This window comes from Paraburkholderia unamae, assembly GCF_003096875.1.
Lineage (GTDB): Bacteria > Pseudomonadota > Gammaproteobacteria > Burkholderiales > Burkholderiaceae > Paraburkholderia > Paraburkholderia unamae.
This window is the reverse complement of record NZ_QEOB01000035.1, coordinates 74,332-85,893: the sequence shown is the minus strand read 5'-3', so window position 1 is coordinate 85,893 and position 11,562 is coordinate 74,332. Positions and strand designations below refer to the sequence as shown.

The window sequence follows — 11,562 nt, the reverse complement described above, 5'->3', positions numbered from 1 at the left end:
CGTTCGATCGCGCGGTGCGGCTTGCGGCGCGCACGTGGCTTGATATTCCGCGTGCGCCGCTCACATTGCGCCGCCGTCGCAAGCGCGCGGTGAAGGCGGCAGTGGCGCTGTTTCCGCAGATTATCTAATACGTCTGCCAGCCACAGACAAAGCATCGACGCCTTGTGCTTCGATCCCCTGCGGCTCGCCTTCGACCGGCGCATCGGAAAAGAGCGTGAGGAGGATCGTGCGCAGCCATGCCGATCCCGTGTCCGACGAAAAGCGGCTATGCCAGTAAATCTTCACCGATATCTTCGGCATTTCGATCGGCAGGCTGTATAGCCGGTACTTGCCACCGCGAGCATGGCGCTCGGCAATGCTGCGCGGAACGATCAGCGCAAGATCGCTGGTGGCGATGATATCCACCGCCACGGTGAAATGCGGCAATCGAAGCGCGATATCCCACGCGATTCCGGCTTTGCGAAACGCGCTGTCCACCAGCCCGTGCCCGGTGGAATTCGTCTGCACGTAGACGTAGCGCAGCGTCTGAAGATCGTCGGTCGTCATGGCGTCCGTGTCGAACGGATGCGCGGCGCGCACCATGCAAACGAATTCATCGGACAGAAAAGGCATGTTTTCGCATTCGTCGCTCAGGCCCGGCAAATAACCGAGCGCGAAATCGATCTCGCCGCTGCGCATGGCCGAGTTCAGTTCGTCGATCGACAACTGGCGCACATCCAGATTGATATGGGGCGCACGCGTGGTCAGCGCGCCCATCAGGATCGGCAGCACGTGCTGCTCAGCGATGTCCGACATCGCGAGGCGAAACGTGCGCGAGGCTTCGGCCGGATCGAAGCGCGAATGCCGTTGCAGCGCACCATAAATGATCGCCAGCGCGTCGTCTATTGGTGCATGCAGGCGCGAGGCCGCATCCGTCGGCACCATCACGCCCGCGTTGCGCACGAACAGCGGGTCGTCGAATATTTCGCGCAAACGCCTGAGCGCGTGGCTGACCGCGGGCTGGCTCAGATGCAGCCTGTCGCCCGCCACGGTGAGGCTGCGATGCTCCCAGATCGCCACAAAAGTCTTCAAGAGATTCAGATCGACAGTGGCGAGATTGACGTGCTTCATGCTTCGTAGAGTAGGGGATGGCGGTGCGCGGGCCGCGGCAACGTTGAAGAACCGGCCGGCGGCAAAACATTCAGCGCTTTTGGCGTGAAGCAACGACCGTGCCTGACCAAGTGAGCCAGTGCTGCCCGAGCCAGTCCGCTCCATTCTAGAAAGCCTCGCGCGCGTGCGCTATTCGCGTGAGTCCTGATTCCGTTTCTCATTCCTTCTTCTTCGCGCCCCTGAAAGCGATGAGCAGCGCGCGCCATGCGCCGTTGTCCACCGGCATTCGAATTACGGATGGAGCGCATCAACGATACGAATTTGACCCGTCAGTTTTGGGCACCTATCGTCATCCGCAGTTTCAGACGACTTTCCGTGCGGGGCGTCCGGCCGGGCCTCACGCTTTCAACTCACTTCACGAATGGTTTCCTCAATGGACGCGAACACCGACACGGCTATGCCGATGGCCATCGAACGGACCGACGCCAAACATGGCGTGCGAAGGGCCGTCATGACATCGCTCATCGGTCAGATTCTCGAGTGGTACGACTTTTTTCTCTACGGTACGGCGGCGGCGCTCGTCTTCGGCACCGTGTTCTTTCCGGTTGGCAAGGACCCGCTCACGGGCACGATCGCGGCATTCGGCGGCTTCGCGGTGGGCTTCGTCGCGCGTCCGATCGGCGGCGTGCTGTGCGGCCACCTAGGCGATCGATACGGCCGCAAGTTCGTGATGACGCTCACGCTCGGCGCGATGGGCTTCGCCACCTTCGCCATGGGGCTGCTGCCGGGCTATGCGGAGATCGGCATTGCGGCGCCCGTGATGCTCGTGCTGCTGCGCGTGGTCCAGGGGCTCGCGGCCGGTGGGGAGTGGAGCGGCAGCATTCTGTTCATCAGCGAGAACGCGCCGCAGCACAAGCGCGGGCGGCTTTCCGCGTGGAGCCCGTGCGGCGCCACGATCGGCTTCGTCTTGTCGAGCGGCGCATTCATGCTGATGCAACAGATCTCGGGCGACGCCTTCGCGAACTGGGGCTGGCGCGTGCCTTTCCTCTTCAGCGCGGTGCTGATCGGGCTCGGCCTCTGGCTGCGCACGCATATGGCCGAGAGCCGCGAGTTCACCGAAGCGAGCACGGCCCATGAAGTCTCGCACCGGCCGCTCGTGGAAGTGCTGCGCACGTGTTCGCGGCAGGTCCTCATGGTGTTCGGACTGCGATTGGGCGAAGGCGGCGCGTCGTGGATCTTTTTCGCCTTTTCGATTGCTTATGGAAAATTCCTCGGCCTTTCGAATGCGTTCGTCCTTGGCTCCCTGACTTTCTCCATGATCCTGATGATTCCGGTGTCGCTGCTCTCGGGCTACGTGTGCGACCGGATAGGCCGCAAACCGGTCTATCTCGCCGGTGCATTGGGCATTGTGATCTTTGCGTGGCCGTTCTTTGCGCTGCTCGATACGCGGGATCCCGTGCTCGTGGTCCTCTCGCTCTCGATTGCCAACGGCGTCGTGCTCGGCATGCTCGAAGGCGCGCAGCCTGCGTTCATCAGCGAGTTGCTGCCCGCGCGGCTGCGCTATTCGGGCCTTGGGATTGGCCGCGAAGTCGCCTCGGTGCTGGGCGGCGGTCTCGCGCCGGTCATCGCCACGGCGCTGCTGGCGCATTACCGCAGCGCGGTGCCCATTGCGATCTACCTCGGCTGTCTCGGCATGGTCACGGTGATCACGACGCTGCTGACGCCGGAAACGTATCCCGCGCACGCACGTGCGCGTGACAGGGGTCTTGCGTAAGCAGTCTCGCGCTGCGTGGATTTACGCAGTGAATACACCACATCGCAACAACGAATTGGATGGGCCTCGCGGCCCTGTCTAGAATCGCTTTGTGGATGGCGTGACCCCATCTCCCCATATTGATACGTACTACCTATGAAAAAACAGAGGATCGAGATCGCTCGCGCGAAGCGCGGAGATCGAGAATGAAACTGCCGCACACAGGTGAAGCCGATCGCTATCGCGCCTTGGCGATGGAGGTAGGGCTCGGCGGGCAAGGCCCCTCGGTTGCCATCAAGGACTGCATCGATATTGCCGGGTTTCCCACCCGCGCGGGCAGCGCGGCGCTTGCCGAAGCCGAACCCGCAAGCGAGCACGCTGACGTGGTCCGGCAACTCCTCGCCGCAGGGTGGCGGGTCGTTGCGAAGGCGAACATGCACGAGCTGGCCTACGGCATGACAGGCATCAACGACTGGGCGGGCACGCCGGTCAACCCGCGCGACCCGCTGTGCATTCCCGGCGGCTCGTCGAGCGGTTCGGCCGTCGCGGTGGGCGCGGGGCTTGTCGATGTCGCCATCGGCAGCGACACGGGCGGATCGATCCGCGTGCCCGCGGCGTGCTGCGGCGTGATCGGCATGAAGCCGACCTTCGGCCGCGTGAGCCGCAAGGGCGCCTGGCCGCGCGCCAGCACGCTCGACTGCATCGGCCCGTTCGCGCGAGACATGGCCTTGCTGAATGCCGCCATGAGCGTGATCGCGGCGGACTTCGACCTGGCGCGTGCGAGCCGTCCGCAAGACGCCGCCCGCGTGCGCGTGCTGGACGTCGAGGCGGAACCCGTGGTGCAAATGGCCATGCGCTCCGCCCTGGACACCAGCGGCTGGCGCACGATCGAGGGCACCTTGCCGCTCATGCAGGCGGGGTTCGACGCGGGCCTCACGCTGATCAATGCGGAGACTTATACGGCGTTCGCGCATCTGGCCGGGGACGACCGACTAGGCGCGGACGTGGCGCAGCGCCTCGCGCTGGCGAGCACGACGACGGCGGCGGCGCGCGAGGAAGCGGAGCGTGTGCGCATCGCGCTCACGGCGGAAGTGGACCGTCAACTCGAAGACGTCGATGCGCTGGTGCTGCCGACGCTGCCGCACCTGCCGCCAACACTCCAGGCCGTGCGCGAAGGTTTTTCCGTGGTGGGCATGAGCACGTTCGTGCGGCCCTTCAATCTGAGCGGCCATCCGGCGCTCAGTCTTCCGCTGCCGGCCGAGCCGGGGCGGCCCGCTGCCAGCATTCAACTGGTCGGCCGCAAGGGCGACGACGAACGCGTCTGCGCGCTCGCCCTGCACCTGCAACGCGCGCTCGACAGCCGGCGTACCGATTTTCGAAGCAATTGAACACGACAGGGAGCGTTCAATGAGTCAACCCTTGCATTTTCAAGCTCGAACGGCGGAGACGGCGTATGCCGATCTCTATCGCAACGCCATGCTCGATCCGTCGCTCTATACGGATCCGGCGATCTTCGAAGCCGAGCTCGAAAAGATTTTCTACAAGACATGGATCTGGGTCGCGCATGAAAGCGAGGTGCGCGAGCCGGGCGACTTCAAGACCGCGATGATCGGACGGCAGCCCGTCATCGTCGTGCGCGATCGCACGGGCACGATACGCGTGCTCGAAAACCGTTGCCGCCATCGCGGCGCGACGGTGTGCGACAAGCGCCAGGGCAACGCCAACGGTTTCACCTGCCCGTACCATAGCTGGTCGTACGGCCTGGACGGCAAACTGCGCGGACTGCCTTACTCCGACGGTTATGAGGACGTGCTGGAAAAGGGCGATCTGCCGCTGCGCTCGCTGCGTGTCGGCGTGTATGCGGGGATGATCTTCGCGAGCTTCAACCAGGACATCGGTTCGCTCGACGATTTCCTCGGCAACGCACGGTCGTGGATCGACCTGTTCATGAAGCAGGGCGCGGGCTATCCGATCAAGACGCAGGGCGAGCACAAATTCCGCTTCAAAGGGAACTGGAAGATTCAACTGGAAAACACCACGGACGGCTATCACTTTCCGGTGGTCCACAAGAGCTTCCTGGAGTCGGTGGACAATGAAACGTCGGAGATGCTTTCGTTCATGACCGACGAAGCCTCCGTCACGCGCGCGCTCGGCAACGGGCATAGTGTCATGGTGATGGTTCCGGAGCACGTCGATCTCGAAGCGGACGACGGCACCGAGGTCCTGCAAGCGCGTTTCAATCACGTGATCGAGGCACTCTCCGCCGAAATGCCGATGCAGAAGGTGCGCCGCATCGTGCGCTCGCTGCACGGCGCGGGCTTCAACCTCAACCTCTTTCCCAACGTTTCGATGTCGATGTCGTTCTTCCGGGTGCTGCACCCGGTGTCGGTGAGCGAGACGCAGATTCGCCACGTCGCGCTCGGCATGGACGGCGGCCCCGAGATCGCCAACCTGGAACGCCTGCGTATTCACGAGCACTTTCAAGGCCCGTTCGGATTTGGCAGTCCTGACGATGCGGAGGCGTGGGAGCGGGTGCAGGCGGGCGCGTATACGGGTGTCGATGCGCCGCTGCTGGTTAATCGCGGCCTCAACCGTGAAAAGGTGGGCGCCGACGGCGTGCGGATCTCGCACTCGACCGACGAAACCGGCATGCGCGAAGCGTATGACATGTGGAAACGAATGATGGAGCAACAATGAACGTGACGGATCATCTCGGCGGCGACCTGGGCGAGGCAATCGTATTCATCTGGAAAGAGGCGGAACTGCTCGACCGCAAGCGCTACGAAGCATGGGCGGCGCTGTGGACCGAGGAAGGCATTTACGTGGTGCCGACCGACGCTGAAGCGACCGACTTCACCCGCACGCTGAACTACGCCTTCGACGACGCGCGCATGCGCAAGATGCGCCTCGCGCGCATGACGTCGGGCGCCGCGATTTCGGCGGACAGCGCGGCGGCGACCGTGCGAACGGTCTCGCGCTTCACGTTGGGCGCCGTGCAGGAAGACAGCTTCGAGGTCGATGCCGCGCAGATCGTCACGGCCTACAAGCGCGAGTCGTACACGACGTTCATCGCCAACGTGACCTATCGGCTGTGTCGCCGCGATGGCGCGCTGAAGCTCGAACGCAAGATCGTTCGCCTGATCAACGCCGCCGACAGCCTCGACGCGCTGGGTTTCCTGCTTTGATGCGGAGGTGACGATGAAACTGATCGTCGAGCGGGTGGACAACGCAACGCCCGAGATCCGCGTGTTCCGGCTCGTGCGCGCCGACGGCGCGCCGCTGCCGCCGTACGAACCCGGCGCCCATGTCGACGTGACCGGTCCCACCGGCGTCACGCGGCAATATTCCCTGTGCGGCGCGCCCGACGACGCGTCGGGCTATACCATCGCAGTCAAGCGCGAGAGCGCCTCGCGTGGAGGATCGGCCGCGCTGCACGAGCGCGTGGCGCCGGGCGCCGAGCTTGAAGTCGGCGCGCCGCGCAACCTGTTCCGGCTCGTGGAAGCCGCGAGCGAACACATACTCGTGGGCGCGGGCATTGGCATTACGCCGTTGATGAGCTTCGCTTATCGTCTGTGCGCGCAGCGTGCGCCGTTCACGCTGCATTACTTCGCGCGCTCGCGCGAGGCAGCCGCCTTCGTGCCGCTGCTGGAGTCCGGCGACTTCGCCGCCAACGTGCGCTTTCACTACGGCGTGGCGCCGGATCGCATGGCGGACGCCTTGTCTGGATGCATCGCGCCCGCAAGGCAGGCGGCGCAGGTCTACACCTGCGGCCCCGCCCCGTTCATGCAGGCCGTGGTGGATCAGGTGGAGGCTACGCGGGCCGACTGCGCCGTGCATCTGGAGCATTTCGGCGCGACGCAAGCCGCCGCGCAGGATGGCGACGATCGACCCTTCACGGTCGAGATCGCGAGTTCGGGTGACGTGCTTTGCGTGCCCGCGAACGAGCGACTGGTCGATGTTCTGCTGCGTGCGGGCATAGCCGTCGATACGTCGTGCAGGGAAGGCATTTGCGGCACCTGTGTCGTCCCGGTGCTGGACGGCGAGCCGGATCATCGCGATCATTGCCTTTCGAAGAAGGAAAAAGCCGCCAACGACCAGATCTGCGCCTGCGTGTCTCGTGCGAGATCGGAAAGGTTGTTGCTGGACCTCTAGCCCATCGCACGCCCGTTGCGGGCGTGCATCGTCATCCGAACCCTGTCGCCCTCGCAAGCCGGTCAAGCAACCGGCTTGCGATTTTTTGCGTGCAGCGATAAGGGGAAAATCGCAGAGGAAAGCGAAAACGGCCGACGCCGCGTAGCGCGGCAGTCGGCCTTGTGGGATGTTGAGGGGTGTTGGGGGTTACGCGGCTTGCGAACCGGAGGTTTGCCGGGCACGCCCAATACCGCGCCCCAGCGAAGCGGCGGTGTCGCCGCCAACGCCGAAGTCGGTGTTGGGAATGTCCAGGATCATGACGCGCACGTGCTCGCGCGCAATCGCAAGGGCGCCGGCCGCCGACGCGGTGAGCCCCTCGATGAGCCGCGCCTTTTGAGCGTCGCTGCGGCCCGCGATCAGAACCGCCTGGAAAATCGCACCGGCCGCCGCCTGGGGACGCGCGCCGCCCGCGCACGCCATCCCGCCAACCGCGAAGTCCCGCGCGGCGATCTCACACAGCCAGACGCGAACGGATTCGCGAGGGGCGTCGAGCGCGGCGACCGTCGCCCCGGTTGCGTCGGCGATCAAACGCGCTTTACACGCGTCGTCGAAGCCTTCGCAAACAGTGACCTGAATATTGGGCATGAATGGTCCTCAGTTAGCCTAAGCATCGATCAAGGGTACGGCATGCCCGGTTCGATGCCCGCAAAGAGCGCGCCCGCGCCGTCGTAAGTCGCTTCGTTGAGCGCGGCGTGCTGCGTGACCACCATCGCGTCGCGCACCAGCCATTGCAGACGGTTTTCCTTGAAGATCGCCGTGGTGCCGCCCAGCTTGTACGCGTCGATGACGACTTCGAGTCCGACGTGCGCGGCATGCGTCGCGCTCAGGCGCAGCAGGTTGGTTTGCGCGGCGGGCACCGGGTCGCCCGCGAGGATCGTTTCCCACGCGGCTTCGGCGGCTTCGTAGTAGAACGCGCGTGCGCTGCGATACGCGGCTTCGGCCTTGGCGATGTCGATGCGGTAGTAGGCGCGGTCGCCCAGCCTCGGCGCACCCATCAACGTCTTGGTGCCGCCCGCCATCTCCGTGACGATATCGAGCGCGGCGCGCGCGAGCCCAAGGTTCACGGCCGCATGGACTTCGGCCTGGTAGGCGACGGTGGGGTAGCGGTACAGCGGCTCGTCGATCGTGGCCGATGCCCCGCGCACGAAGGTCCATTCGTGCGCGATGAACTTGTTGTGCACGCGCAGATCGTGGCTGCCGGTGCCCTGCATGCCGACCACGTTCCAGTTGTCGATGATCTCGATCTGCGCGGCGGGGAACACGGCGCTCAAGGGCTTGCCCGCGGCGCCGCCGCCGCTCGCAGGCGTGCCGCCGATGCCGACGCTCAGCCAGTCGGCCGCCTTGCAGCCGCTCGCGAAACGCCACTGGCCGTTGACTTCCCAGCCGCCGTCCACCGCCTTCGCGGGCTGCAACGGATACAGTCCGCCGCCCGAAACCTGATCGGGGCCGTTCGCGTAGATCAATGCCTGCGTATCGGGCGGCAGCGCCGCGAGATACGTGTTGGCGGAACCGAATGCGGCGACCCAGCCGGCCGAGCCATCGGCCGTCGAAATGCGCTCCACGATACGCAGAAAGTCGGCGGGCGCCATGGGCTCGCCGCCAAACCGTTTCGGCGTGCTGGAGCGGAAGATGCCTACCTGCTTCATCTTCTCCACCACGTCGCGCGGGACGTGCGACAGACGATTGAACTCTTCGCGGCGCGCGGCGATTTCCGCCACGAGCGCATCGACGCTCAGGCGCTCGTGCGGCGCGGCGGCATCGGGGGGCGGTTGAAGGGTGGCAGTGCTTTCGAGTTTCACAAGACGATCTCCATGTTGGCGGACGCGGAGCCAGCAAGCTCCGCAGACAGGAGACAAGGATGAGAGAGCGGCGCGAGCGCCGTCAAATTCGCATTTCTAATGTCGCTCATCGGCCGTGCGAATCGGAATGCGCCGCCCCTGCGCGGCGAGGAAAGACGATCGCGCCGATTCTCGTGACGAATGCGCGGGATTATTGATCCGAATTGGCTATGGCCATTTCGCCTGACTATGATCCGTCGAACCCATGATTTGCCTTGGAGGCTCGCAACATGATTCAGGCATGCACTCAGGCCGATTTTCGCGAGGCCATGTCACGCTTGCTCGCCGCGGTCAATGTCATCACGACCGATGGACCCGCCGGGCGATTCGGCATGACCGCCAGCGCCATTTGTTCCGTGACCGATACGCCGCCCACGGTTCTCGCGTGCGTCAACCAGAAAAGCGGAGCGCACGAAGCGCTCGTGCGCAACGGCATGGTCTGCGTGAATATCCTGCGCAGCGATCACGAAGCGCTGGCGCGCGACTTTGCGGGCATGACCGCGCTCTCGCACGACGATCGATTCCAGAGCGGCGAATGGGAGCAGGGCGAGCAGGGTCTGCCGCGCCTCACGGCCGCGCTCGCCAGCCTTGAGGGACGTATCGCCGATCTGCAAACGGTTGGATCGCACTCCGTATTGTTTATTGAAGTGCAATCGATCCAGTTGAGCGAGCATGGTGACGGCCTGGCATGGTTTGGCCGGACGTTTCACCGCCTTGGCCGCGCCAACGGCGAAGCCGCGAAGCACGTCTAGTGCTTGCCGGCTCGACTGCTGCTGCGACGTGGCATATCGATTCCCCCTTTGATTTGAGCCATTTTCCGTCTGGAGAGACTTCTCGATGAGTGTGTGCCTTTTTCTGAGCGCAAGCCGGGACCGGGGCTTGAGCGCGGCCGAAGCGGCGGATCTGCTGGCGTGCGTGCAGCAGTTGGCGCGAGGCGTCGCACCGTTGCGCAAGCTCGTCGCGCACGTGCCCGCCGCGCCTGGCGGTCGCGATCCCTTTCTGGAGCCGGAAAGCCCGCCCGTGTGCGTCATGCAGTTCTACTTCGACGACATCGGCCATCTGGAAGCGGCAGCCGGGGAAGGCGGCCCGCTGGCGCGCCTGCTCGATGCCGAGGCATTCCCCCTGCTCGCCGGTTGCGACTGGACGCAGCAGGCCATGCTGGCTCGTCCGTATGCCGTCGCGCAACCGCCGCAAGCAGAGGGCGCGCAAGACGCGTTCTGCACCTACCTGGTGGCCTACGAGGGACCGGCGGACGATCTTCACGCGTGGCTCGCGCATTACCTGCGCCACCATCCGCCGATCATGGCGCGTTTGCCCGATGTGCGCGAAGTCGAAATCTACACGCGCATCGACTATTGCAGCGACCTGCGTGCGCAGCGTTCCAACGCCATGCAACGCAACAAGGTGGTGTTCGACAACGCGGCCGCTCTGGCGCGCTCGCTGAACTCGCCGGTCCGGCAGGAATTGCGCGCGGACTTCGAAGCGTTTCCGCCGTTTCGCGGGGCGTCGCCTCACTACCCCATGCAGAGCTTCATCGCCTTTGCATGATCCCAATTCGATTCAGGAGACATTGCCTTGGCTGAACCCATCACGATCATTGCGACCCAGTGCGCGAAGCCGGAGCGGCGCGACGACCTTCAGGCGCAGATCCGCCTGCTCGCCGCCGCCGCGCGGGCCGAAGCGGGTTGCCTCGAATACCGGGTGGCCGTTGCGCAGGACAGCGAGGACACGTTCGTCTTCGTCGAGCGCTGGGCCACGCGCGAAGCCCTGGATGCGCATTTTCACACCGAGGCCTTCCAGGCGTTCTGGAACGCACGCATGCAGTACCTCACGCAAGACGTGGACATCGTCGTGGCCTCGGATTTCGTTTAACCCGTACAGGAGCATTCCGGATGGATCTCGAATTGTTGAACAAGGAGTTTGCCTCGATCAAGGCAGAACTGCGCGTGCTGCGCGCGGAGTCGGACATTCGCCGCATCATGGCGCGCTATATGCTGCTTTGCGACGTGCCCTTGCCCGAGCACGGTCTCGACGGCCAGGGCCGCCTGCGCGAAATCGTCAACCTGTTTTCCGCCGACGCGCGTTGGGAAGGCGTGGGGTCCTATTACGACAACCAGTTCGGCGCAAGCGTCGGCCATGAGCAGTTGTACGAGCATTTCGAGCGCTTTTTCAAGCCGGGCTCGCCGCAGATGATCCTGAACTGCCACTACCTCACCTGCGAGCAGATTCACGTGCGCGGCGAGGAGGCCGAGGGCCAGTGGGTCCACTTCCAGCCGTGGATTTTCGACGACGGCTCGTCGGTGCTGCGCTCCAGCCGCCTCAACAACGCGTTTCGTTGTGTGGATGGCGTATGGAAGATGTCGCGCTATCGCACCGAGAACGTATTCATCGCGCCTTTGCCCAATGGCTGGGCCACCAACGTGCCCGACCGTTCGGTGCTCATGACCCCCGGCCTGAAGGTCGCCGCCCGAGCCTGAAGCGTACCGCAAGCCTGCCGCGCCGCCTCCCTCGCGCAGCGCCGCGCGGCGGCGGGAGCCCACGGGCTCGGGCGCACGCGCCCGTTCATGACTTCGCTCGCGGACCGCCATCGCCCGTCATGCCGACGGGCATCATTCGTCCGTCGATCACGCTGCGCCGCGCCCCGCGACCGGGGCGGCGCTGTTTCGGCGAGACCTGCCTTTTCCCAACGCA

Annotated in this window: 12 protein-coding genes; 9 read left to right on the top strand and 3 right to left on the bottom strand. The window is 64.7% G+C overall.

All coding sequences use genetic code 11. The annotated features are described in order from the left end of the window. Positions 1–120 precede the first annotated feature (120 nt). Positions 121–1,110, bottom strand: coding sequence for a LysR family transcriptional regulator (locus C7402_RS41645; protein WP_116614714.1), 990 nt, complete (start codon positions 1,108–1,110; stop codon positions 121–123). Positions 1,111–1,522: 412 nt separating this feature from the next. Here C7402_RS41645 and C7402_RS41640 point away from each other — a divergent pair, with 412 nt between their 5' ends. The 5 genes from C7402_RS41640 (at position 1,523) to C7402_RS41620 (ending at position 6,994) form a co-directional block, all read left to right on the top strand. Continuing rightward, complete coding sequence (locus C7402_RS41640) at positions 1,523–2,863, top strand: MFS transporter (protein ID WP_112177407.1); 1,341 nt, start codon at positions 1,523–1,525, stop codon at positions 2,861–2,863. Positions 2,864–3,048: 185 nt separating this feature from the next. After that, positions 3,049–4,230, top strand: coding sequence for an amidase (locus C7402_RS41635; protein ID WP_244315061.1), 1,182 nt, complete (start codon positions 3,049–3,051; stop codon positions 4,228–4,230). 19 nt (positions 4,231–4,249) lie between these two features. After that, a complete protein-coding gene (locus C7402_RS41630) occupies positions 4,250–5,539 on the top strand; it encodes an aromatic ring-hydroxylating oxygenase subunit alpha (RefSeq protein ID WP_116614713.1) in 1,290 nt (429 codons plus the stop codon). After that, positions 5,536–6,027 (top strand): aromatic-ring-hydroxylating dioxygenase subunit beta, encoded by a 492-nt coding sequence (locus tag C7402_RS41625; protein ID WP_116614712.1) that lies wholly within the window; start codon positions 5,536–5,538, stop codon positions 6,025–6,027. The genes C7402_RS41630 and C7402_RS41625 overlap by 4 nt, the downstream gene beginning before the upstream one ends. 13 nt (positions 6,028–6,040) lie before the next feature. Further along, positions 6,041–6,994, top strand: coding sequence for a PDR/VanB family oxidoreductase (locus tag C7402_RS41620; RefSeq protein WP_116614711.1), 954 nt, complete (start codon positions 6,041–6,043; stop codon positions 6,992–6,994). A gap of 186 nt (positions 6,995–7,180) precedes the next feature. Here the strand turns inward: C7402_RS41620 and C7402_RS41615 are convergent, their stop codons facing one another. Then, positions 7,181–7,618: a tautomerase family protein gene (locus tag C7402_RS41615; protein ID WP_116614710.1), complete on the bottom strand. Its 438-nt coding sequence runs from the start codon at positions 7,616–7,618 to the stop codon at positions 7,181–7,183. Positions 7,619–7,647: 29 nt separating this feature from the next. Then, positions 7,648–8,832, bottom strand: coding sequence for an acyl-CoA dehydrogenase family protein (locus C7402_RS41610; protein ID WP_116614709.1), 1,185 nt, complete (start codon positions 8,830–8,832; stop codon positions 7,648–7,650). 269 nt (positions 8,833–9,101) lie between these two features. On the opposite strand from C7402_RS41610, the gene C7402_RS41605 reads away from it, so the two are divergent. The 4 genes from C7402_RS41605 (at position 9,102) to C7402_RS41590 (ending at position 11,348) form a co-directional block, all read left to right on the top strand. Beyond that, positions 9,102–9,623, top strand: coding sequence for a flavin reductase (locus C7402_RS41605; protein WP_112177414.1), 522 nt, complete (start codon positions 9,102–9,104; stop codon positions 9,621–9,623). A gap of 85 nt (positions 9,624–9,708) precedes the next feature. Then, positions 9,709–10,419: an ethyl tert-butyl ether degradation protein EthD gene (locus C7402_RS41600; RefSeq protein WP_116614708.1), complete on the top strand. Its 711-nt coding sequence runs from the start codon at positions 9,709–9,711 to the stop codon at positions 10,417–10,419. A gap of 27 nt (positions 10,420–10,446) precedes the next feature. After that, complete coding sequence (locus tag C7402_RS41595; RefSeq protein ID WP_165842114.1) at positions 10,447–10,743, top strand: putative quinol monooxygenase; 297 nt, start codon at positions 10,447–10,449, stop codon at positions 10,741–10,743. Positions 10,744–10,763: 20 nt separating this feature from the next. Continuing rightward, positions 10,764–11,348, top strand: coding sequence for a nuclear transport factor 2 family protein (locus C7402_RS41590; protein ID WP_116614706.1), 585 nt, complete (start codon positions 10,764–10,766; stop codon positions 11,346–11,348). Positions 11,349–11,562 lie beyond the last annotated feature (214 nt).

Excerpts from the sequence above, each read along its gene's own strand:
- C7402_RS41625 (WP_116614712.1), top strand. The coding sequence starts at position 5,536 with ATGAACGTGACGGATCATCTCGGCGGCGACCTGGGCGAGGCAATCGTA.
- C7402_RS41615 (WP_116614710.1), bottom strand. The coding sequence starts at position 7,618 with ATGCCCAATATTCAGGTCACTGTTTGCGAAGGCTTCGACGACGCGTGT.
- C7402_RS41590 (WP_116614706.1), top strand. The coding sequence starts at position 10,764 with ATGGATCTCGAATTGTTGAACAAGGAGTTTGCCTCGATCAAGGCAGAA.
- C7402_RS41620 (WP_116614711.1), top strand. The coding sequence starts at position 6,041 with ATGAAACTGATCGTCGAGCGGGTGGACAACGCAACGCCCGAGATCCGC.
- C7402_RS41645 (WP_116614714.1), bottom strand. The coding sequence starts at position 1,110 with ATGAAGCACGTCAATCTCGCCACTGTCGATCTGAATCTCTTGAAGACT.
- C7402_RS41630 (WP_116614713.1), top strand. The coding sequence starts at position 4,250 with ATGAGTCAACCCTTGCATTTTCAAGCTCGAACGGCGGAGACGGCGTAT.
- C7402_RS41605 (WP_112177414.1), top strand. The coding sequence starts at position 9,102 with ATGATTCAGGCATGCACTCAGGCCGATTTTCGCGAGGCCATGTCACGC.
- C7402_RS41640 (WP_112177407.1), top strand. The coding sequence starts at position 1,523 with ATGGACGCGAACACCGACACGGCTATGCCGATGGCCATCGAACGGACC.
- C7402_RS41635 (WP_244315061.1), top strand. The coding sequence starts at position 3,049 with ATGAAACTGCCGCACACAGGTGAAGCCGATCGCTATCGCGCCTTGGCG.
- C7402_RS41600 (WP_116614708.1), top strand. The coding sequence starts at position 9,709 with ATGAGTGTGTGCCTTTTTCTGAGCGCAAGCCGGGACCGGGGCTTGAGC.